The sequence below is a fragment of the Aurantimonas endophytica genome, from assembly GCF_014196845.1.
Taxonomy (GTDB): Bacteria; Pseudomonadota; Alphaproteobacteria; order Rhizobiales; family Rhizobiaceae; genus Aurantimonas; species Aurantimonas endophytica.
Window position 1 is genome coordinate 109528 of sequence record NZ_JACIEM010000004.1, and the last position, 21788, is coordinate 131315.

24 protein-coding genes are annotated in these 21788 nt (G+C 66.7%); 12 read left to right on the forward strand and 12 right to left on the reverse strand.

Annotation, left to right across the window (positions count from 1 at the left end; translation table 11 throughout):
- Positions 1-2: 2 nt before the first annotated feature.
- Positions 3-1832, reverse strand: coding sequence for a M3 family oligoendopeptidase (locus GGR03_RS14950; RefSeq protein ID WP_183209444.1), 1830 nt, complete (start codon positions 1830-1832; stop codon positions 3-5).
- Positions 1833-2063: 231 nt separating this feature from the next.
- On the opposite strand from GGR03_RS14950, the gene GGR03_RS14955 reads away from it, so the two are divergent.
- The 3 genes from GGR03_RS14955 to GGR03_RS14965 all read left to right on the forward strand — a co-directional run bounded on the left by GGR03_RS14955 (position 2064) and on the right by GGR03_RS14965 (position 6531).
- The gene (locus GGR03_RS14955) at positions 2064-3446 is read left to right on the forward strand and encodes a sigma-54-dependent transcriptional regulator (protein ID WP_246368056.1); all 1383 of its coding nucleotides are present in this window, start codon (positions 2064-2066) and stop codon (positions 3444-3446) included.
- Positions 3447-3679: 233 nt separating this feature from the next.
- Entirely contained in the window at positions 3680-5359 is a 1680-nt protein-coding gene (locus GGR03_RS24645; RefSeq protein ID WP_183209447.1) for a peptidoglycan L,D-endopeptidase MepK, read from the forward strand.
- Between the two features lie 740 nt (positions 5360-6099).
- Positions 6100-6531, forward strand: a complete 432-nt coding sequence (locus GGR03_RS14965) for a Ros/MucR family transcriptional regulator (protein WP_183209449.1) — start codon at positions 6100-6102, stop codon at positions 6529-6531.
- Positions 6532-6619: 88 nt separating this feature from the next.
- Here the strand turns inward: GGR03_RS14965 and GGR03_RS14970 are convergent, their stop codons facing one another.
- A complete protein-coding gene (locus GGR03_RS14970) occupies positions 6620-6883 on the reverse strand; it encodes a DUF2312 domain-containing protein (protein WP_163043884.1) in 264 nt (87 codons plus the stop codon).
- A gap of 103 nt (positions 6884-6986) precedes the next feature.
- Complete coding sequence (locus GGR03_RS14975) at positions 6987-7292, reverse strand: DUF1244 domain-containing protein (RefSeq protein WP_183209451.1); 306 nt, start codon at positions 7290-7292, stop codon at positions 6987-6989.
- A gap of 322 nt (positions 7293-7614) precedes the next feature.
- Here GGR03_RS14975 and GGR03_RS14980 point away from each other — a divergent pair, with 322 nt between their 5' ends.
- Both GGR03_RS14980 and pyk read left to right on the forward strand, forming a co-directional pair.
- Positions 7615-8085 (forward strand): DUF1036 domain-containing protein, encoded by a 471-nt coding sequence (locus GGR03_RS14980; protein WP_246368058.1) that lies wholly within the window; start codon positions 7615-7617, stop codon positions 8083-8085.
- On the forward strand, positions 8082-9518 hold the full coding sequence (gene pyk, locus GGR03_RS14985; RefSeq protein ID WP_183209453.1) for a pyruvate kinase: 1437 nt from the start codon (positions 8082-8084) through the stop codon (positions 9516-9518). Before GGR03_RS14980 ends, pyk begins: the two co-directional genes overlap by 4 nt.
- Before the next feature lie 84 nt (positions 9519-9602).
- On the opposite strand, the gene GGR03_RS14990 is transcribed toward pyk, so the two are convergent.
- The 7 genes from GGR03_RS14990 to GGR03_RS15020 form a co-directional block, all read right to left on the reverse strand.
- The gene (locus tag GGR03_RS14990; protein ID WP_183209455.1) at positions 9603-9890 is read right to left on the reverse strand and encodes a type II toxin-antitoxin system RelE/ParE family toxin; all 288 of its coding nucleotides are present in this window, start codon (positions 9888-9890) and stop codon (positions 9603-9605) included.
- Positions 9887-10114 (reverse strand): hypothetical protein, encoded by a 228-nt coding sequence (locus tag GGR03_RS14995; RefSeq protein WP_183209457.1) that lies wholly within the window; start codon positions 10112-10114, stop codon positions 9887-9889. The genes GGR03_RS14990 and GGR03_RS14995 overlap by 4 nt, the downstream gene beginning before the upstream one ends.
- A 55-nt stretch (positions 10115-10169) precedes the next feature.
- Positions 10170-10913, reverse strand: coding sequence for a tetratricopeptide repeat protein (locus GGR03_RS15000; protein WP_246368060.1), 744 nt, complete (start codon positions 10911-10913; stop codon positions 10170-10172).
- An 80-nt stretch (positions 10914-10993) separates the two neighbouring features.
- A complete protein-coding gene (ykgO, locus tag GGR03_RS15005) occupies positions 10994-11119 on the reverse strand; it encodes a type B 50S ribosomal protein L36 (protein ID WP_163043889.1) in 126 nt (41 codons plus the stop codon).
- A 176-nt stretch (positions 11120-11295) separates the two neighbouring features.
- Complete coding sequence (locus GGR03_RS15010) at positions 11296-12372, reverse strand: 5-(carboxyamino)imidazole ribonucleotide synthase (protein ID WP_183209459.1); 1077 nt, start codon at positions 12370-12372, stop codon at positions 11296-11298.
- The gene (purE, locus tag GGR03_RS15015) at positions 12369-12872 is read right to left on the reverse strand and encodes a 5-(carboxyamino)imidazole ribonucleotide mutase (RefSeq protein WP_183209461.1); all 504 of its coding nucleotides are present in this window, start codon (positions 12870-12872) and stop codon (positions 12369-12371) included. Before purE ends, GGR03_RS15010 begins: the two co-directional genes overlap by 4 nt.
- The gene (locus GGR03_RS15020) at positions 12869-13072 is read right to left on the reverse strand and encodes a YdcH family protein (protein WP_163043892.1); all 204 of its coding nucleotides are present in this window, start codon (positions 13070-13072) and stop codon (positions 12869-12871) included. The genes purE and GGR03_RS15020 overlap by 4 nt, the downstream gene beginning before the upstream one ends.
- Positions 13073-13282: 210 nt before the next feature.
- On the opposite strand from GGR03_RS15020, the gene GGR03_RS15025 reads away from it, so the two are divergent.
- Positions 13283-13459 (forward strand): YdcH family protein, encoded by a 177-nt coding sequence (locus GGR03_RS15025; RefSeq protein WP_183209464.1) that lies wholly within the window; start codon positions 13283-13285, stop codon positions 13457-13459.
- 45 nt (positions 13460-13504) lie between these two features.
- On the opposite strand, the gene GGR03_RS15030 is transcribed toward GGR03_RS15025, so the two are convergent.
- Entirely contained in the window at positions 13505-15136 is a 1632-nt protein-coding gene (locus tag GGR03_RS15030) for an acyl-CoA synthetase (RefSeq protein ID WP_183209466.1), read from the reverse strand.
- 60 nt (positions 15137-15196) lie between these two features.
- Entirely contained in the window at positions 15197-15955 is a 759-nt protein-coding gene (locus tag GGR03_RS15035) for a sulfite exporter TauE/SafE family protein (protein ID WP_246368062.1), read from the reverse strand.
- A gap of 204 nt (positions 15956-16159) precedes the next feature.
- Between GGR03_RS15035 and GGR03_RS15040 the strand changes: the two genes are divergently transcribed.
- From GGR03_RS15040 to GGR03_RS15065, 6 genes are all read left to right on the forward strand, one after another.
- Positions 16160-16813, forward strand: coding sequence for a thiamine phosphate synthase (locus GGR03_RS15040; RefSeq protein WP_183209468.1), 654 nt, complete (start codon positions 16160-16162; stop codon positions 16811-16813).
- Positions 16813-17838, forward strand: a complete 1026-nt coding sequence (locus GGR03_RS15045; RefSeq protein WP_183209470.1) for a tetratricopeptide repeat protein — start codon at positions 16813-16815, stop codon at positions 17836-17838. The genes GGR03_RS15040 and GGR03_RS15045 overlap by 1 nt, the downstream gene beginning before the upstream one ends.
- Before the next feature lie 200 nt (positions 17839-18038).
- Positions 18039-18602, forward strand: a complete 564-nt coding sequence (efp, locus tag GGR03_RS15050; RefSeq protein WP_183209472.1) for an elongation factor P — start codon at positions 18039-18041, stop codon at positions 18600-18602.
- A 70-nt stretch (positions 18603-18672) separates the two neighbouring features.
- Positions 18673-19509, forward strand: coding sequence for an inositol monophosphatase family protein (locus GGR03_RS15055; RefSeq protein ID WP_183209474.1), 837 nt, complete (start codon positions 18673-18675; stop codon positions 19507-19509).
- Between the two features lie 196 nt (positions 19510-19705).
- Complete coding sequence (locus GGR03_RS15060) at positions 19706-20737, forward strand: MotA/TolQ/ExbB proton channel family protein (RefSeq protein ID WP_183209476.1); 1032 nt, start codon at positions 19706-19708, stop codon at positions 20735-20737.
- Between the two features lie 3 nt (positions 20738-20740).
- On the forward strand, positions 20741-21769 hold the full coding sequence (locus GGR03_RS15065) for a peptidoglycan -binding protein (RefSeq protein ID WP_183209477.1): 1029 nt from the start codon (positions 20741-20743) through the stop codon (positions 21767-21769).
- The last annotated feature ends 19 nt before the right edge of the window (positions 21770-21788 follow it).

Consider the following 21788-nt stretch of genomic DNA (forward strand, 5'->3'; position numbering starts at 1 on the left):
GTTCAATCCTCCATCGCCTCCAGCTCGTCGATGAAGCCGGAGATCATGGCGAGGCCACGGGACCAGAAGGCCGGATCCGAGGCGTCGAGGCCGAAGGGCTTCAGGAGCTCGGAGTGATGCTTCGTGCCGCCGGCCTTGAGCATCGCGAAATACTTCTCCTGGAAGCCGGATTCGGAGTTCTCGTAGACCGCGTAGAGCGAGTTCACCAGGCAGTCGCCGAAGGCGTAGGCATAGACGTAGAAGGGCGAATGGATGAAGTGCGGCACGTAGGTCCAGTAGGTCTCGTAGCCGTCGCCGAGCCGCAGCGACGGGCCGAGGCTGCGGGCCTGGACGTCCATCCAGATTTCGCCGATCCGCTCGGTGGTCAGCTCGCCCTGCCGGCGTTCTTCGTGCAGCGCCCGCTCGAACTGGTAGAAGGCGATCTGGCGCACCACCGTGTTGATCATGTCCTCGACCTTGGAGGCGAGCAGCGTCTTGCGTTCGGCCTTGGTCTTCGTCTGGTCGAGCAGCGATCGGAAGGTCAGCATCTCGCCGAACACCGAGGCGGTCTCGGCCAGCGTCAGCGGCGTCGCCGCCATCAGCGCGCCCTGGCGCCCGGCCAGCACCTGGTGCACGCCGTGGCCGAGCTCGTGGGCGAGCGTCATCACGTCTCGCGGCTTGCCCATGTAATTGAGCAGCACGTAGGGGTGGACGCTGGGCACGGTCGGATGGGCGAAGGCGCCGGGCGACTTGCCGGGACGGATCGCGGCGTCGATCCAGCCATTCTTGAAGAACGGCTCGGCGATCGCCGCCATTTCCGGCGAGAAGCCGGAATAGGCCGAGAGTACAGTCTCGCGCGCCTCGTCCCAAGAGATGTCGCGACGGCGGGCGTCCGGCAGCGGCGCGTTGCGATCCCAGAAATCCAGCACGTCGAGCCCCAGCCACTTCGCCTTCATGGCGTAGTAGCGGTGCGAGATCGATGGATAGGCGTCCGACACCGCCTTCTCCAGCGCATCGACCACTTCCCGCTCGACCCGGTTGGCCAGATGCCGCGAGTCCGCGACGTCCTCGAAGCCGCGCCAGCGATCGGAGATTTCCTTGTCCTTGGCGAGCGTGTTGGTGATCAGCGTGAAGGTGCGCAGGTTCTCGCTGAAGACGTTAGCCAGGGCGCTTGCGGCCTTGCGGCGCTTCTCGCCGTCCGGGTCCTGCAGGAGGTTGAGCGTCGCCTCCAGCGCCAGATCGTCGCCGTCGACGGTGAAGCGCAGCGACGTCAGCGTCTCGTCGAACAACCGGTTCCACGCGCCCCGGCCGGTGATCGCCTTCTCGTGGAAGAGCTCCTCGACCCGGTCCTCGAGCTGGAACGGCTTGTCCTGGCGCAGGTCCACGAGCCACGGCCGGTAGTGGGCGAGCGCCGGGTCCCGCGCCATCGCGGCGTCGACCACCGCATCGTCGATCCGGTTGAGCTCCAGCGGAAAGAACAGGAGCCGCGACGAGATGTCGGTCACGGCGGACTGGATGTCGCCATAGAACTTGGCGCGCGCAGGGTCCGACGTATCGCCGGAATAGATCAGCCCGGCATAGGAGATGATCCGCCCCAGCAGCTCTTCCAGCGCCTCGAACGCGACCACCGCCTCGGCCAGGCTCGGCTCCCCGGTCGTCGCCGCCTGGGTCAGTGTCCCGCGCCAGCGCGTCTGGAAGGCCTCCGCCAGACGGCGCGCCTCGGCAAGATCGTCGGCCAGCTCCTGGCTGTCCATCGACGGATAGAGGTCGGCCAGATTCCACTCGGGCAGCGCCGCGGCATCACCGCCGGCAGCTTCGACGGCGGAAAAGGTCGGACGGAAAGGCAGGTTCATCGCGTCGTGCTCGTTCTGGAGGGCAGGCGGCCATCAGCCGGGTTCGTTCGAATTGCCGGCAAATCGAACCATGACCGTTGATCATGTCCGTTCAGCCGAATTTCAGTCGGTCGTGCCAAATTGGGTCATCCTCGCGTTGGGACGAGGTCGGAGGCTGACGTGTCGCAACGCGTACTCATTGTCGATGACGATCCTATACAACGTCGATTGCTTGACGCCCAAGTCACGCGCATGGGCTACACCCCGATTTGCTGCGCCGGCGGTCGTGCCGCGCTCGAGACGCTCGACGGCAAGCATCGCGGCTCGATCATGGCGGTCGTCCTCGACCTGATGATGCCGGACACCGGCGGGCTCGAGGTGCTGGCGGAGATGCGCCGTCGGGAGATCGCGATCCCCGTTGTCGTCCAGACCGCCCGGGGATCGATCGAGACCGTCGTCGAGGCGATGCGCGCCGGGGCGTTCGACTTCCTGGTGAAGCCCTTCTCGCCTGACAGGTTTCGCGACGTGCTGGGCAGCGCGTCACGCATGCCGGCCGCGCCGCGTCGGCCCGCCCTGGCCGGCAGGAGCAGGCGGCTGCTGGCAACGGCCGATGCTTCCCCTGCGCTCCGCCCGGTGCTGCTGGCAGCGGCGAAGGCCGCGCGCTCGGCCATTCCCGTGCTGATCGAGGGTGAGACCGGCGTCGGCAAGGAATGGCTCGCCGCCGCGATCCAGGCGGAGGGCAACCGCGCGGAGCAGCCCTTCGTCACGCTGAACTGCGGCGCAATCCCTGCGGACCTCGCCGAGAGCATCCTTTTCGGCCACGAGAAGGGGGCCTTCACCGACGCCGGCCAGCGCCACGACGGCAAGTTCCTGCAGGCCGATGGCGGCACGCTCTTCCTCGACGAGGTCGGCGAACTGCCCATGGCCGCGCAGGTCAAGCTGCTGCGGGTGCTGCAGACCGGCGAGGTCGATCTCCTCGGCGGTACCACGAAAAAACGCGTCGACGTCCGGATCATCTCGGCCACCAATCGCGGCCTTGCTGCGGCCGTTGCGGCGGGCCGTTTCCGCGAAGACCTGTTCTACCGGCTGAACGCCTTCGAGATCCATGTCCCGCCGCTGCGGGAGCGCCGCGACGAAATCCCGGGCCTCGCAAAAACCTTCCTCGATCGCTACGGACAGCTCGAGCGGCAGGCGCCCGGCCGCCTGATGTCGCGCGGCGCGCTCGACCTGCTGCAGCGATACGACTGGCCCGGCAATATCCGCCAGCTCGAGAATGCCGTCTATCGCGCCCTTGTCCTCAGCGAATCCGAGACGCTGGAAGCGGCGGATTTTGCCCATGTCGCCGCGCTGGTCACGGCGACGTCGCGACCCGGCCCGCCGTCCGAACCACAGTTGGACTCAACCGATCATCCGAATCCTGGCCGCAGCATCGAGATCGACTCCCACGCTGCGCCGGCGGCATTCCCGCTGCGCGACGAGACGGGGCAGATCCGCCGGATCGAGGATATCGAGGCCGACGTGATCCGGATCGCGCTCTGCCAGTACGAGGGGCAGATGAGCGAGATCGCCCGCCGGCTGGGGATCGGGCGCTCGACGCTCTACCGCAAGATGCGCGAATACAATATCGGCACCTGACGTTCCGCCCGCCGAATCTAACGCGCCGATCCGTGCGAGCAGAGGCCAAGTCCCGGCCAAATAACCTTAATTGGAGCTTAACGCTTTCGGAGCAAAATCCGCGGGAAGTTTGGCGACTGTCATCTTCATGCCGCAGTTCTGGAAAAACTGGACGTGTGGGGTGACAGTTCCTATGACAGCAGTGCCCGGGGGACATGCGCGGGGACTGCAGCGGTTTTTGAGGGGAATACCGAATGCTCGGACACACCGCTCGCGCGGGCCGCATGGCCAAGCGCATCGCGACGCTCGCTGCTCTGGTCGTGTTCGGACTGGGGGTTGCGACGACGGTGAAAGCCGAGACCCGGGTCATCAAGCTCTACAACGTCCACAACAAGGAGCAGGGCTCCTTCGCCTACAAGCGCAACGGCCGCTACGTGGCGGCGGAGATGAAGAAGATCAACTGGTTCCTGCGCGACTGGCGCCGGAACGAGCCGACCACCATCGACCCGCGCCTCATCGACCTGGTATGGGAAGCCTACCGCCAGACCGGCTCGAGCAACGCCATCAACGTCGTCAGTTCCTACCGCTCCCCAGCTACCAACAACATGCTGCGTTCGCGCAGCTCCGGCGTCGCCAAGACCAGCCAGCACACGGCCGGCAAGGCGATGGATTTCTACATTCCCGGTGTCCCGCTCAAGAAGATGCGTGACATCGGCCTGAAGATGCAGGTCGGGGGCGTCGGTTATTATCCCCGGTCCGGTTCGCCCTTCGTGCATTTCGACGTCGGCAATGCGCGCCACTGGCCGCGCATGAGCCGCAAGGAACTGGTTGCCGTCTTCCCGAAGGGGAACACCGTGCACGTTCCGTCCGACGGCAAGCCGCTGCCCGGCTACCAGCAGGCGCTCGCCTCCTACAAGCAGCGCAAGGGCGCTTCCGAGGTCCAGGTCGCGAATGCCAGTTCGTCCGGTGGCGGCAAGACGCTTCTGGCCATGCTGTTCGGCGGCGGGAGCGACGAGGCCGAGGATGAGGCGGATGTGGCACCGGCCGCGGCGCCTGCAGCTCGCCAGCCTGCAGCCCGCCAGCCCGAGCCGGCTGTCGCCGTGGCCTCGGTCGTGCCGCAGTCGCGCCCGAACCAGAGCCTGCCCAACGCCGTGGCGGTGCAGGTCGGCGATCGCTTCGACGTGACTTCGCCGGCGCGCGAGAATGCTCCGGCCGTCGAGACGGAAGTCGCGGCGCTGGAGTCTGCCAAGATCCCGGTCCCGACCTGGGCGCCATCGCGGGCCATGCCGGAACAGCCGGCAACCGCCGAGCCGGACGCCGTATCCTCGCTGGTCGCGGCACTCGAGACCCAGGCTGCCGAGACCGTTGCCGCCGGCCAGATGGCCTACGCCGTGCCCACCCCGCGTGACCGGCCGCAATTCGATGCCGTGCTGAACGAGCCGGCGGTGGTCGCCGCTGCCCCTGCAGCGCCTTCCACGCCCGCTGCCGATCCGGCCAAGCCGACTGTCGTCGCTGCGGCACCGGTGCCGGCTGCCTCGCCGCGCCCGGCGGCAAAGCCGGAGACGACACAGGTGGCTTCCCTGCTCACCGCGGCGGCAAGCCGTCCGGCTCCGCTGCTTCAGCCGGCGCGCGCGCCGGTGATCGAAGGCAAGGGCGGACGCGTGCTGAAGGAGCCGGCGATGCCGCCGGTCAAGGCCGTCACCGTCGATCCGCAGGAAGCCATCGCGTCGCGTATCGCCGTCGCCGCCCTGGTCGCCGATCCGGCCCAGCGCGCACGCGAATTGCCGCAGCAGATGCCGGATGGGCACCGTCTGGTCGGCGATGTCCCGTCCTCGGTCTTTGCCGCGGGTTTCGCGCCCGCAACGGCCGCGCAGAAGACCGGCCGCTTCTCCGGCTCGGCAGTGAACTTCCTGCCGCTCGTGAAGCTCCAGTAAGTCTTAACGTCTCGTGACCGCCCCCGGCGGTCACGAGACGTACTACGGGGGTGCCAAGGAGCGGCCCCTTCGACGGCATCCCGCGCGGGGTGAGTGGCGGTAGAGTGCCGGACGCTTGCCCCGTCTGCGTTCGGGACCGGCCTCGTCCGCGCGGGGATGCCGCGATGATCCCCATCTCCTGTCGGTGCAGCACGGTTGCGTCCGCGCCGTGGGGACCGTCGCAATAGCGGCTATCAGCCCGCGTCCCGAAATATCCTCCAGATGAAGGCCCCTGCCACTGTGACGGCAGCTGCAGCCGGCGCCGAATCCGGCCCAATACGGCCAGCAAAACGTGCGGTCTTGGAAAGCTTGCAACTCACTGGCGAGATGAACCCCGCCGGGAATTATTCCCGGGCCGCCGAACGGCAGGCGTAGAATGTGTCGTAAAGAACTGAAATCCCGGCACCATAGTTCATGTCTTCACATATGGGCTCTGTGAATTCTTACCTGTTCGTAATGATCGTGTGATCGATTCTCTGAAATGCTCAATTCGGAACGTCTTCCCGACCGGGTGGAAATCAAAAAGCTTGGGATTGCAAAGGTGGCGCTTGACACTAAGTATAGAGTTATGAATACGGATCTCTGAGGGCGTTGTATCGCACATCGCGCCATCGAAACACGCGTAACTTGTACGCTGCCGCGGAGATCACCACTGCGGACCAGCTAGTCCGCCACCCTCTTCGCACATGATTGGAAAAAAAATGGATCAGATCGAAAACGTCGACAACAACGAGATGCTGATGGAATTGACGGCCGAAGTGGTGGCCGCCTATGTCAGCAACAATTCGTTGCCTGTCTCGGAACTTCCGGGACTTATCTCCGACGTCTATGGCGCGCTCGGCCGCACCACCATCGCGCCGCAGGCACCCCTGGCCGAGAAGCCGAAGCCGGCCGTGCCGGTCAAGAAGTCGGTGACCGACGACTTCATCATCTGTCTCGAGGACGGCAAGAAGTTCAAGTCGCTCAAGCGCCATTTGATGACCCACTACAACCTGACTCCCGAGGAGTATCGGGAGAAGTGGGATCTGCCGACCGACTATCCGATGGTTGCCCCGAACTATGCCGCCGCGCGCTCGCGCCTCGCCAAGCAGATGGGCCTTGGCCACAAGCGGCGCCGCGCCGCTGCGAGGTAATCACGAAGGCAGCAGCTTGCTGCCGCTGTGATGAAAAAAGGCCCGCAGGCTTGCGCCCGCGGGCCTTTTTCGTGTCGCAAGGGAGAGGTCAGTCCTTGGCGAGATCGGCGGCCATGCCGAGTGCCTGCAGGTAGAGATCGAGGATCGCCTCCTGTTCCTGGCGCTCGTTCTGATCCTGCTTGCGCAGCGAGATCACGCGGCGCAGCACCTTGGTGTCGAAGCCGTTGCCCTTGGCCTCCGCATAGACGTCCTTGATGTCGTCCGCGATGGTCTTCTTTTCTTCCTCGAGTCGTTCGATCCGCTCGACGAAAGAGCGTAGTTGATCCTGAGCGACATCATGCACGTCGGACATCTCGGGTCTCCGTATGGCGCCGTCATGCGGCATTCGCGCAGCGGCCTAGCAGACGCGAGCGATTCGTTGAATGGGGCCGGCGCGAGGGCCGGGGAGTCTCTCGTCAGTCGTGCGGCCGGGACGTCCCGAAGCGCGCCTGGGACTCGGGGGCCGCTTCCGTCTGGTAGGTCTCGCGCCACACCTCGTAGGGCATCCCGTAGACGATTTCCCGCGCCTCGTCCTTGCTGATTTCGCGACCGTCGGCGGCAGCTGCGTCCCGGTACCAGTTGGAGAGACAGTTGCGGCAAAAGCCGGCGAGGTTCATCAGGTCGATATTCTGCACGTCTGTCCGGGCGCGCAGGTGATCGCGCAATCGCCGGAACGCCGCTGCCTCGTATTCGAGGCGCTGCCTCTCGCTGATGTCGTCCATGATCGCGGCTCCTTGTGCGGTTCGTCCCTGCTCGCCCCGCATATCGCCCCCGCCGCAACGCGGATCAAGTCCACGACCGGCGACGGCACGGGCTCGCCTATTGCGGCACGATAGGCTAGGTGCGGAGGCATCGTCGCGCGCGTTCGGTGCCGGCAACGCTTTGCCCCCGCTGAGATCGTCGGTATGTCAGTGTGGCACCGCCGCCTTGGCGGCCGAAGCACCACCTGCGGTCAGCCTCACGAAAGTCATGTCGTTGACAGCATTGGCCGCTATGCGAAGAAGAGGCATTCTGCGACCTGATCCGCATAGCGAGGATAGCGTGATGAAATCTGACTCCCTGCGCTGGCTATGGAACGGCGCGGCAGCCTGCGTGACGGCCATCGGCCTGACGGTCCTGTCGGCGCCGCTGACGGCCGACGCCGCCAAGGCCGATTTCCGCGTCTGCAATGGCACGCAATCGCTGGTCGGCGTCGCCATCGGCTACCGCGCCGAGGCGGGCTGGACGACCGAAGGCTGGTGGCGCATTCCCGCGACGACCTGCAAGTCGATCATCGAGGGCCCGCTGTCGTCGCGCTACTACTATCTCTACGCCGAGGATGCCGACGGCAATGGCCGCTGGGCGGGTACGGTCAGCCTCTGCATCGCCGAAAACGAATTCAAGATCGCTGGCGTCAAGGACTGCTTTCAGCGCGGGTACCAGAAGATGGGCTTCCGCGAATACGACACGGGCGAGCAGGCAAGCTGGATGGTCCAGCTGACCGAAGCGCCCCGCGAAGGTACGGATACACAATGAGACGCAACCGCAGGGTCAAGATTCTCGCCACGCTGGGACCCGCTTCGTCTTCGGAAGAGATGATCCGCAAGCTTCACGAGGCTGGCGCGGATGTCTTCCGCATCAACATGAGCCATGCCGACCACGACACGATGCGCGAGCTGGTCAAGCGGATCCGCCGGGTCGAGGAAGCCGTGGGCCGCCCGATCGGTATCCTCGCCGACCTCCAGGGACCGAAGCTCCGGGTCGGGCCGTTCGAGGAGGGCAAGGTTTCGCTCACCGTCGGGCAGGAATTCACCCTCGACGACGACCCGACGCCCGGCAACGCCACGCGGGTCTACCTGCCGCATCCCGAGATTCTCGCGGCTGTCCAGGAAGGGCACCGTCTGCTGATCGACGACGGCCGGCTGCAGCTCGTCTGCATCTCCACCGACCAGCATCACATCAAGTGCCGCGTCGTCGCCGGCGACAAGATCTCCGACCGCAAGGGCGTCAGCCTTCCAGACACGACGCTCGCCACTGGCGCGCTGACCGACAAGGACCGCCGCGATCTCGACGCGGTGCTGGCCGAGAACGTCGACTGGGTCGCGCTGTCCTTCATCCAGCGTCCCGACGACCTGGCCGAGGCGCGCAAGATCGCGCGCGGCCGCGCCTTTCTTCTGTCGAAGATCGAAAAGCCCCAGGCGGTCGAGCGGCTCGACGAGATCATCGAATTGTCGGACGCCATCATGGTCGCCCGCGGCGATCTCGGCGTCGAACTGCCGCTCGAGACCGTACCCGGCATCCAGAAGCGAATCACCCGCGCCGCCCGCAAGGCCGGCAAGCCGGTCGTCGTGGCGACGCAGATGCTGGAATCGATGATCTCGGCACCCGTGCCGACGCGCGCCGAGGTCTCGGACGTCTCCACCGCCGTCTACGAAGGCGCCGACGCGGTGATGCTCTCGGCGGAATCGGCGGCTGGCGACTATCCGGTCGAAGCCGTCGCCACGATGGATCGGATCGCCGTGCAGGTCGAAAAGGACCCGCTCTATCCCGGCATCATCTTCGCCCAGCGCCCGGCGCCCGAGCCGACCGGCGCCGACGCCGTCTCGCTCGCGGCCCGGCAGATGGCCGAGACCCTCGGCGTCGCGGTGATCGTCACCTACACGGCGACCGGCACGACCGGCCTGCGCACCGCCCGCGAGCGGCCGCAGATCCCGATCCTGGCGCTGTCGCCGGTGGTCGAGACCGCCCGCCGCCTGTCGTTGGTCTGGGGCCTGCATTGCGTCGTCACCGAGGACGCGCAGGACCTCGACGACATGGTCGATCGCGCCTGCCGGATATCGGTCGAGCAGGGTTATGCAAGGTCGGGCGAACGGCTGATCGTCACGGCCGGCGTGCCGCTGCGCACCCCCGGCGCGACCAACATGCTGCGCATCGCCTATATCGGCTCGGACGGCCTCTCGGCCGTCTGAGGCTGCTTCCGCCTCAAAGCCATCCGCTCGCGACGGCGTCGTGCGCGAGCGGATGGGGCTTCGCTTATGGTGTGGATTGTCGCGTCACTCGAATCTGGGAAGCGGTTTGCGTGCTGCGTGACGCAGCCTGGTGATCACGACTTCGTCCGCTGCAACGTGATAAAACAGAAAATAGGGGTAGGGCGCCAGGAAGACCCGACGGGTACGTGAGCGGCTGGTCGCCTGGGCTGCATTTGGGTCGGCCTCGATCAGGGCCGTTGCAGCCAGTATGCGTTTGCTGAAGCGTGCAGCAACTCGTGGAGACTGTGCGGCTTTATAAAAGAGCGCCTCGTCGATCTGACGGAGAGCGGTTTCAGTGTAGCGCAGCCTCAACGGCGATATTTCGAAAAGACAGCGTTGACCGCCGCATCCGTAGCTATCTCGCCGCGCCGAATTTCGGCCTCGGCCTCGATGAGATCGGCTTCTTCTTCTGGCGACAGTTGATAGACCGCGTCGTCGTCGCCAGTCAGCCGCAGAAGGATGCGCGCGTACTCATCCTGCAGTTCAGCAGGCAGGGTCCGGACTCGCTCCAGGGCCTGTTCCAGCAATGCAGTCATGGCGCCGTTATACCTGTGATCCACCGCGAATAAATGGCTCGCTCGCCTGCCACGTTCACAGCAGCGGGCCGACCAGTTCGTCGGACAGACGTCCTGCCGCGTCCTGCGCCGATTTGAGCGCCGGATAGACGGTCAGCACCTGCATGTAGGCTTGGAGCGCCTTGTCCTTGTGGCCCGTCCGCTCGAGGATGGTGGCAAGGCCCATCATCGCGCCCCAGTGGCGCGGCTCGCGCAGCAGCGTCTGCTCGATGTCGGCCAGCGACTTGCCCCACTCGTCAGTGGTGAAGGCCAGCGTCGCGCGGCGATTCCACGCTTCCGCATAGTCGGGCGCCAGCACCAGCGCCTGGTCGAGCAGGTCGCGCGCAGCAGCGCTGTTCTGCTCCGACATTGCCGTTGCCGCCCGCAGCATCAGCAGGTCGATCGTGGCGCTGCCGCTGCGACGCCATTGCCGCTCGATCCGAGAAGCGATCAGGCGTGCCTTGCCTTCGTCGGGCTCCTGGCGAAGCTCGGCAAACAGATCGTCGATCGCCCGCTCCGGCGTTGCCGGGGCATCGTCGGCTTCGGCGGCTTCCGGGGTGTCGCCTTCCGGCAGGGGCGCGCTGCCGAAGGCGTCAGGGGATTCCTCGAGCTCTTCGTCCGGCGCCGGCAAAACCATCGGCGGCTCCGGCTCTTCGGGGCCCGGCACGATGTCCGGCGACGCTTCGGGCATGGCTGCCGGCGGCTCGCCATCCTGCGCGAGGGCAGGGGCCGGGAATGCCAGGACGAGGCTGAGGGCGGCAGAAATCAGAACGGCGCGCATAAGGAGAACCTACGTCTCCCATGCGCGCCGTCAAACTGAAATATCGGTGAGCGGCCTGCCCGAAGGCGGCCGGCTCGGGATCAGCCCTGGCGGGCCTTGAAGCGCGGGGCTTCCTTGTTGATGATGTAGACGCGGCCCTTGCGGCGAACCAGGCGGTTGGCGCGGTGGCGGGTCTTCAGTGCCTTGAGCGAATTCTTGATCTTCATGACATCACCGGATCGTCTGAAGCGACGATCGGATCCTTTCCGTTCCGCCGCATAGGGAAGGGGCGCGCCGGCCGAGGCCTGCTACGCAAGTGCTGCGGAGATAGCTTTGCCGGCACGTATTGTCAACGAGTCGCGGCCGTTCCGCTGCATTGTCTTCGCCGCGACGAACGTGGCCACTATCGGCGGGAAAGCCGGGTGAAATGGCCCATCTTGCGCCCCGGCCGCGCTTCCGCCTTGCCGTAGAGATGCACCACCGTCTCCGGCTCGCCGAGCAATTCGGCGACGCGGCCAATCTCGTCGCCGATGAGATTCTCCATCACGCAGTCCGAATGCCGGCCGGGATCGCCGAGCGGCAGGCCCGCTATGGCGCGGACATGCTGCTCGAACTGCGAGATGGCGCAGGCGGCTTCGGTCCAGTGCCCGGAATTGTGGACGCGCGGCGCGATCTCGTTCACCCGCAGGCTGTCGTCGGCCAGCACGAAGAACTCGACGCCGATCACGCCGACATAGCCGAGCCGGTCGGCAATGCGGCTGGCGATCGCCTTTGCCGCATCGGCAACGCTTTGGGTCAGCCGTCCCGGCACCGTGGATCGCCGCAGGATGCCGAGGCTGTGGACATTCTCGGCCGGATCATAGGCGACGACGGTGCCATCCGTGCCGCGCGCCGCGATCACCGAGCACTCATAGGCGAACGGGACCTTCTTCTCCAGGATCGACGGCACGCTGCCGAGGCTCTCGAAGGCATCCGCATAAGGCCCGCTCGGCCGGATGATCGCCTGGCCCTTGCCGTCATAGCCGAAGCGGCGGGTCTTCAGGATGCAGTCGCCGCCGAGATCGAGCAGCGCATGACCGAGTTCCTCCACCGTATCGATCGCCCGCCATTCGGCGGTCTCGACGTCGATGCCGTTGAGAAACGCCTTTTCCACCACGCGGTCCTGCGCCACCTCCAGCGCCTCGGCGGGCGGATGCAGCAGCGCCGCGCCGATCGCCGCGCGCACCGGCTCGACGGGAACGTTCTCAAACTCGTAGGTGACGACGTCGCACTGGCTGGCCAGCCGGCCGAGCGCACCGGTATCGTCATAGGAGGCGACGATGGTCTCGCCGGCCACCTGGGCGGCCGGACAACCGGCGTCCGGGTCGAGGATGGTGACACGGTAGCCGAGGCGCGCCGCCGCCATGGCCAGCATGCGCCCGAGTTGGCCGCCGCCGATGATGCCGATCATGCTGCCGGCAGGCAAAGGCGCGGCGCTCATGCGTCGTCCCGCGGCTGCGGCGCGACGGCGTCCGTCTGGGCCTGCCGGTACGCGTCGAGCCGGGCGGCTAGCGCGCTGTCGGATAGCGCCAGCACGGCGGCGGCGAGCAGCGCGGCGTTGATCGCGCCGGCCCGGCCGATCGCCAGCGTCCCGACCGGAATGCCGGCCGGCATCTGGACGATCGAGAGAAGGCTGTCCTTGCCTGACAGCGCGCGGCTTTCGACCGGCACGCCGAAGACCGGCAGCGGGGTCAACGCGGCGGTCATGCCCGGCAGATGCGCCGCGCCGCCGGCGCCGGCGATGATCACCTTGAAGCCGGCGTCCCGCGCGCCGCGGGCAAATTCGTACAGACGCTCCGGCGTGCGATGCGCCGAGACGATCCGCGCGTCGAATGCGACGCCGAGCGCTTCCAGCGTGTCGGCGGCGTTCTTCATCACGCTCCAGTCCGACTGGCTGCCCATGATGATGGCGACCGGGACGATTGTGGTGGCCTCGCTCATGCGCTGATGTCCGGGATGATCTGGTCCTCGAGGTCCTGCAGCCGGTCCTTGATCGCGAGCTTCTTCTTCTTCATGCGCTGCACCTGGAGCCGGTCGCATCCCATGGCTTCCATCGCATTCACGGCGGCATCGAAATCCGCATGTTCCTGCCGCAGGCGTGCGACCTGGAGCCTCAGGCCCGCCTGTTCCTGATCCGCCATCATCATCCTTTCGGAACGCTTGCTCGCCGTCGAATCGTGCCCCGGCATTGCCATTGTGCGGGCCCGGCGATGATTAACAAATGCCGCATTGAGGCGATAGCGATGGACCCGTCAGCCGTTCGACAGTGCTACCGAATTGTGACACCTTCGAACGGTCGACGTTGCGGTCCCGCAGTCGGGGCCGCTGCCTCACTCACGAAGGGAGAAGCCATGTCCTTGGATACCCATCTCGCGACGCTCGAACAACGCCACTCGGCGCTGGATAACGAGATTTCGGCCGCGCTGGTCTCGAAACCGGCCATGACGGACGCCGAACTCGCAGAGATGAAGCGGCGGAAGCTCAAGCTGAAAGACGAGATCGAACGTCTCCGCCAACCCAGGAACTGAGCCTCGCGCCGGGTGCGGGAATGCCCCGCGCCCGGTCACCGACCCTTATTCGAGCATCTTTCGCAGGACGTATTTCTGGATCTTGCCGGTCGACGTCCGCGGCACCTCGGCGAAGCGGATTTCCTTCGGGCATTTGAACCGCGCCAGATGCGCGCGGCAGTGTTCCATCAGCGCCTCGGCGGTCACGCTGCGGCCGGGCTTCAGTTCGACGAAGGCGAGCGGCGTCTCGCCCCATTTCTCGTCGGGCCGCGCGACCACCGCCACGGTCGCGACGTCCGGATGCTGGTAGAGCGCGTTCTCGACCTCGATCGACGAGATGTTCTCGCCGCCCGAGATGATGATGTCCTTTGCCCGGTCCTTCAGCTCGACATAGCCGTCCTCGTGCATCACCCCGAGGTCGCCCGAATGGAACCAGCCGCCGCGGAACGCCTCCGCCGAGGCGTCGGGGTTCTTCAGATAGCCGCGCATGACGATATTGCCGCGGAACATCACCTCGCCGATCGTCTCGCCGTCGGCGGGTGTCTTCGCCATCGTCTCCGGATCCATGACCGCCAGATCCTCGAGCGCGGCATAGCGCACGCCCTGGCGCGCCGTCTGCGCTGCGCGGGCGGGGCCCTCGAGCGCATCCCAGTCCTGCTTCCATTCGTTGACCACGGCCGGGCCGTAGGTCTCGGTCAGCCCGTAGAGATGCGTCACCTCGAAGCCGGCGTCGCGCATGCCGGCCAGGACGGCCTGCGGCGGCGGCGCGGCGGCGGTGTTGAAGACGACGCTCTGGGGAAAGGCGCGCTTCTCGCTTTCGTCGGCATTGATCAGCATCGACATCACGATCGGCGCGCCGCAGAGATGGGTCACGCCGTGTTCGGCGATCGCCTCGTACATCGCCTTCGCCCGGACCCAGCGCAGGCAGACATGCGTGCCGGCCTGCACCGCCAGGGTCCAGGGGAAGCACCAGCCGTTGCAGTGGAACATCGGCAGCGTCCACAGATAGACCGGGTATCGCCCGAGCCCGGCGGCGATGACGTTGGCGTAGCCCATCAGCGCCGCGCCGCGGTGATGGTAGACGACGCCCTTGGGATTGCCGGTCGTCCCGGACGTGTAGTTGAGCGAGATCGCATCCCACTCGTCACCCGGCATCTGCCATTCGTAGGCGGGGTCGCCCTCGGCCAGCAGCGCCTCGTATTCGAGGCTGCCGATGGGATCGCCCTTCGGTGCCGGCGCGTCGGCGGGGAAGTCGGGATCGTCGTAGTCGACGACCAGCGGCCGGCACGTCGCCATCGCCAGCGCCTCGCGCATCACCGTGGAAAATTCCCGGTCGACGATCACGACCCTGGCTTCGGCGTGGTCGAGCTGAAAGGCGATGATCGCCGCGTCCAGCCGTGTGTTGATCGACAGCAGCACGGCCCCCGCCATCGGCACGCCGTGATGGGCCTCGAGCATGGCCGGCGTGTTCGACAGCATCACTGCCACCGTGTCGCCCCTCACAATGCCGCGCCGTTCCAGCGCCGAGGCGAGCTGCCGCGAGCGGCGGTAGAAGTCCGCATAGTTCCGGCGGAGCGACCCGTGGATGATCGCGATCCGGTCGGGGTGCACCTGGGCGGCCCGCGACAGGAAGGTGAGGGGCGTCAGCGGCTGGTAGTTCGCCGGGTTGCGGTCGAGATGCTCGTCGTAGATGCCCATGGTTCCCCCCGATCGGCGTTCAGCCGTGTCGGGAAATCATAGAAGACCGCGCGGCCCCCGTCACGACAGCAGGCCGACCACCCCGTCATAGACGAGCTTCGCGCCGACCGGGATCAGGACGCCATAGGTGATCCAGTAGAACGACGCCGGATCGATGCGCCGCACGATCCACACGCCGACGAGCGTCGCGGCGAAGCCGAGGGGCAGCAGCACCGCCGACGTCGCCAGGTTCTGGGACGAGAACTGCCCGAGCAGGAAGTAGGCCGGCAGCTTGGCGGCATTGACCGCGGCGAAGAACAACACCGAGGTGCTGGCATAGACCGACGGCTTCAGCCGCAGCGGCAGCACGTAGACCTGGTAGGGCGGCCCGCCGGCATGGCTGACGAAGCTCGCGAAGCCCGACAGCGCGCCCCAGAAGCCGGCCCGCAGCCGGTTCGGTGCGCGGGCATGCTCCTGGTGGCGCGAGGAAACGAACCAACGGATAGCGAACCACAGCGACAAGAGCCCCAGCAGCACGCGGAACCCGTCCGCCGGAATCAACGCCGCGGCGAAATAGCCGAACGCCACGCCGGCGAAGGCCGCCGGCAGGATCGACATCAGGACGCTGCGGTCGAATTCGCGACGCCAGGCGACGAGGCCGATCAGATCCGTCGCCACCAGGACCGGCAGCAGGATGCTGGCCGCCGTCACCGGGTCTACGACGAAGGCCATCAGCGGCACGCCGAGCAGGGTGATCGAGCCGCCGAAGCCGCCTTTCGACAGCCCGATCAGCATGACCGCGGGAACGGCGAAGACGTAGAAGAGGGGGTCGGTGATCAAGCGTCAGGCCGGTCCGGTATCGATCGGTCGCCATCCTTACGGTCGGTGCGGGGCGCCCGCAACCGCGGCGGCTCCGTCCTGCCGCTCGCGCGCTTGTGTGCACGGCCGCTTTCGCAAGGGACGCGGGATTTGCTAAAACGCCTGCGGGCGTCCAAGTGTCGCTGCGAAAACCAGCCAGAACTCCCGCGAGAACCTCGTCCCCCGATGAATGAAGAACTGATCCGTCCGAGGCTCGTCCTCATCACCACGCCGCTCTCCGACGCCGATGCCGAGACCGCGATGCGCGCGGCGCTTGCAGGCGGCGACGTGGCCTCCGTCATCATCGACCCCGCCGGCCGCGACGAGGCATCGTTCCAGCGCCTCGCGGAACTGCTGGTGCCGATGATCCAGGAAGCCGGCGCCGCGGCGATCATCGTCGACGACACGCGCTGTGCCGGCCGGGTAGGAGCCGACGGCATCCATGTGACGGGCGGCGAGGTCGCGGCTCTGGCCGAGGCGATCGATCGTTTTGCGCCGAAGCTGATCGTCGGCGGATCCGGCTTCGAGACCCGCCACGAGGCGCTCGAGGCCGGCGAGAAGCTCCCCGACTATCTGTTCTTCGGGCGCCTCGGCGCCGACCTCGCGGACGAGGCGCACGAGAAAAACCTCGAAATGGCCGAATGGTGGGCCGAGATCGTCGAACTCCCCTGCATAGTCATGGCCGGCCGCAGCATCGAGAGCGTCGCCGAGGCGGCGGCGACGAGGGCCGAGTTCGTCGCGGTGTCGGCTGCCGTCTTCGCCGATCCACAGGGCGCCGGCGCCGCCGTCGCCCGCGCCAATGCGCTGTTCGACGCGTATATGGAAAGCGAGGCTGCGTGATGCGCCTTCGCCTGATCTGGATGCGGGTGGCGGCACCCGTGCTCGGCGCGATGGTCGCGCTGGCGGCGATTCCGGCGGCGGCCCAGGAGGACGACGGCAAGGTCACGATCGACGAGATGCTGCGTGGCTCGCAGGGCGACGACCTGCCGACGCCGTCCGCCGTGCCGGAACAGGCGGCGCCCACCGCGGCGGCGCCTGCCCGTGCAGACCTCGCCTATGGCGCCTTTCAGCGCGGCTTCTATCTCTCCGCCCTGAAGATCGCCGAGCCGCTGGCCAATCTCGGCGACCCTGCAGCGCAGACGCTACTCGGCGAGATCTACTCCCGCGGCCTCGGCGTGGCGCAGGACCTTGCCGCCGCCGCCAAATGGTACGAGGCGGCGGCGAAATCGGGCAGCCCCGAGGGGCAGTTCCGCTATGCGATGATGCTGCTCGACGGGACGGCCGGCAAGGAAGACCTCGCCCAGGCGCGCGACCTGATGAAGGCGGCGGCCGACCAGGGCCTGCCGCTGGCGCAGTACAACTATGCGCAGATGCTGATCGAGGCGGCGCCCAATGCCGGCTTCGAGGAGGCGCGGCCATTGTTCGAGAAAGCTGCCAATGCCGGCGTTCCCGACGCGCAATATGCGATGTCCCAGCTCTATGCCTACGGTCGCGGCGTCACCGCGGACGTCGCCCGCGCCCGCACCTGGCTGCGTGCGGCGGCGATCAACGGCCAGGACACGGCGCAGGTCGAATACGGGATCTGGTTGATCAACGGCAAGGGCGGGGAGGCGAGGCCGGAGGAAGGCTTCCGCTTCCTCAGGCGCGCTGCCGAAAGCGGCAACCCGATCGCCATCAACCGGGTGGCGCATCTCTACAAGGACGGCATCGGCACGGAGCCCGATACGGTCGAGGCCGCCAAATGGGCGGTGCTGGCCAAGCGCCTGTCCAACACCGATCCGGTCCTCGACGATTTCTTCCGGGGCCTCGAAGCCGATGCGCAGAAGTCGGCGCTGGAGGCCGCCAACCGTCTCGGATCGGGCTGAGCCGCGCGGCCGAGACTTGAAAGAAACGCGCGATTGTGGTCTTGAGCCGCCATCGGCGAGCCACGCGCGCGACCTCGGCGCGCCTCGCGCAGGGCCAGCTGCAGTGCCCGGCGCCCGATGGAAGATGCCCGACGTTACGCCCAACCGACGATGCCGCGCGACCGCGACCCGGGTCGCGGCCGAACCCTTCGAGAGCTTTCATGAAGATCAACGGAAACGAAATCCGCCCCGGCAATGTGATCGAGCACAATGGCGGCCTGTGGGCCGCGATCAAGACCGCCCACGTCAAGCCGGGCAAGGGCGGCGCCTTCGCCCAGGTCGAGCTCAAGAACCTGATCGACGGCACCAAGCTCAACGAGCGGTTCCGGGCGTCTGAGACGGTCGAGCGGGTTCGCCTCGAGCAGAACGACTACCAGTTCCTCTATGCCGAAGGCGAGATGCTGGTGTTCATGGACACCGGCACCTACGAGCAGCTGGAGCTCCAGAAGGATTTCGTCGGCGACCGCGCCGCCTTCCTGCAGGACGGCATGATGGTCACCGTGGAAAGCCACGAGGACAAGCCGATCGGCATCAAGCTCCCCGACCAGGTCGTGCTGACCATCGTCGAGGCCGACCCGGTGGTGAAGGGGCAGACCGCCGCCTCGTCCTACAAGCCGGCGGTGATGGACAACGGCATCCGGGTGATGGTGCCGCCCTTCATCGAGGCGGGCGAGAAGATCCTCGTCGACACCAACGAGATCACCTATCTGCGGCGCGCCGACTGATCGTCGGCGCCCGCCTCCTTCGCTTCTCCTTTCCGGGTTTCGGCCCAAAGTTCCTTCCTGAAAGTACCAGATGGCTCGTTCTGCCCTTCTCAACGTGATGACCCAGGCCGCCATGAAGGCCGGCCGCGGGCTGATCCGCGACTTCGGCGAGGTGCAGAACCTGCAGGTCTCGATGAAGGGCCCTGCCGACTTCGTGTCGAATGCCGACAGGCGGGCCGAGGAGGTGATCTTCCAGGAACTCTCCCGTGCCCGCCCCGACTGGGGCTTCTTGATGGAAGAGCGCGGCACGGTCGAAGGACGCGACCCGCAGCACCGCTGGATCGTCGATCCGCTCGACGGCACGACCAACTTCCTGCACGGCCTGCCGATGTTCGCCGTCTCGATCGCGCTCGAGCGTGACGGCCAGCTCGTTGCCGGCGTCATCCTCAATCCGGCGATGGACGAGCTGTATACGGCCGAGAAGGGCGGCGGCGCGTTCCTCAACGATCGCCGCCTGCGCGTCGCGGCGCGCCAGCGCCTGCCGGAATCGCTGTTCGCAACCGGCATCCCGTTCCTCGGCCAGGGCGACCACGCCGCCTCTCTCTACGAGATGCGCCAGATCATGGGCGAGACCTCCGGCATCAGGCGCATGGGGGCGGCCGCCCTCGACCTCGCTTACGTCGCGGCGGGCCGCTTCGACGGCTACTGGGAGCGCGCGCTGCGGCCATGGGACGTCGCGGCCGGCGCGGTGCTGATCCGCGAGGCCGGCGGGTTCCTCTCCGGCATGGACGGCGAAAAGTTCGACCACATGCAGGGCGACGTCGCCTGCGGCAACGAATTCATGCACAAGGCGCTGGTGGAACAGCTGCGTCAGGCGACGTTGCGGCGGCAGGCGGCCAGCGCATCGCGAGCGTCTGATCCGGCCTGAAAGCGCAAAACTTAACGCTAATTTAAGCCTTATGCTGCTGCGTTGCAGCGTCGAACGTTTAAATGCGCCGCATTGTTGCCTATCCTCTTGGCGGAATTCGAGTACAAGCGACGTGGGAGACGACATGCCGGATGCGCGTTCGCGCGGCTAGCCGCCGTCTGCGGCACCGGATCCCCCACGGGAGTGATGGAACGCGATGCAGGTCTTCAGTTCGCCAGCCAAGTCCGGGAGACCGGACGATTTCGACCCGATCCGGCTTTCCAGCCCGCTTGTCTTCCTCTGGTCGATGCTGGTGTTCCTGGCGCTCGTCGGCTTCGTCGCGGCGATCCTCGGCCGCCAGGTTGCTTCGGCCTTCGTCACCAATCCCGGGCTGAATGGCCTGATCATCGGCGTGCTGTGCGTCGGCATCTTCCTTGCCATGCTGCAGGTATTGCGGCTTCAGCGCGAGGTGCGCTGGGTCAATGCCTATCGCGACGGGGCCGATGATTTCGACCAGATGAAGGATCCCGTCCTCCTGGCGCCGATGCGCGCCATGATCGGCCGGCGCCGCTCGCTCTCGCTGTCCACCCAGTCGATGCGCTCGATCCTCGATTCGATCGCTACGCGCCTCGACGAGACGCGCGACATCGCCCGCTACCTCATCGGCCTGCTGGTGTTCCTCGGCCTGCTCGGCACGTTCTGGGGCTTGCTTCGCACCATCGGCTCCATCGGCGCCACCATCCAGGGCCTCGATCCGTCGATCGGCGACACCAACGCCATCCTGGATTCCCTCAAGGCCGGCCTGGCGGCACCGCTTTCCGGCATGGGCACCGCGTTTTCCTCGTCGCTGTTCGGCCTCTCCGGCTCCCTCGTCCTCGGCTTCCTCGACCTGCAGATCGGCCGGGCGCAGAACCGGTTCTATACGGAACTGGAGAACTGGCTGTCCTCGGTCACCGATGTCGGCTCGGACATGGTGCTGGCTCCCGGCGCGTCCGGCGAAGGCGGCGGCGAATTGCGCCTTCTCTCCGAGCGGCTCGGCAAGCTGGTGCAGGACCAGGGGGCCAGCCCGCGCACCAGCGCAGCCATGGCGAACCTCGCGGAGAGCATCCAGGGGCTGGTCCAGCACATGCGCGGCGAGCAGCAGATCCTGCGGGATTTCGTCGAGGCGCAGGCCGGCGAGCAGCGTGAACTCCGCAAGGTGCTGGAGCGCCTCTCCAGCCAGCTCGGCAGCGGCGACAAGGGTCGCTGATCGATGGCGCTCTCGAGAAACCGTCGGAGCGAACGCAACATCGACTACTGGCCGGGGTTCGTCGACGCCCTGTCGACGCTGCTCCTGGCGATCATGTTCCTCCTCTCGGTGTTCGTGCTGGCGCAGTTCATCCTGTCCCGCGAGATCTCCGGCCAGGACGAGGTGCTGGACCGGCTGAACAGCCAGATCAACGAACTCACCCAGCTGCTGGCGCTGGAACGCTCGTCGGGCCAGGATTTCGAGGACCAGATCGCCTCGCTGCAGGCTTCGCTCGCTTCCGCCGAGGAGGATCGCAGCCGCCTGCAGCAGGCGCTCGATTCGGGCTCGGGCTCGGCCGCGATCGCAGGGGCGCAGGTGGGCCAGCTGGAAAGCGCGCTCGATGACGAGAGGGCGCTGTCGCAGCGTGCCCGCAGCCAGGTCGAGCTGCTCAACCAGCAGCTCTCGGCGCTTCGCCAGCAGATCGCCGCGCTCGAAAGCGCGCTGGAAGTCTCGGAAGTCCGCGACGCCGAAAGCCGCACCCGCATCGCCGATCTCGGCCGCCGGCTGAACGTCGCCCTGGCGCAGCGGGTGCAGGAACTCTCCCGCTACCGTTCCGACTTCTTCGGCCGGCTGCGCGAGATCCTGTCCGATCGCGACAACATCCGCATCGTCGGCGACCGCTTCGTCTTCCAGTCCGAGGTGCTGTTCCCGTCCGGATCCGATGTCCTTCAGCCCGCCGGCGCCGAGGAGATGGCCAAGCTCGCCAGCGCCATCGTCGAGCTGAACCGGGAGATCCCCTCGGACATCAACTGGATCATCCGCGTCGACGGCCATACCGACAACGTCCCGATCTCCGGCGGCCGGTTCGAGGACAATTGGGAACTGTCGACCGAACGCGCCGGTGCTGTGGTCAAGTATCTGATCAGCCAGGGCGTGCCACCCGAGCGGCTGGCGGCGACCGGCTTCGGCGAGTTCCAGCCGATCGAGCCGGGCGACAGCCCCGAGGCCCGCGATCGCAACCGCCGGATCGAGTTCAAGCTCACCGAACGCTGATCGTCCGGTTGCAACCGCT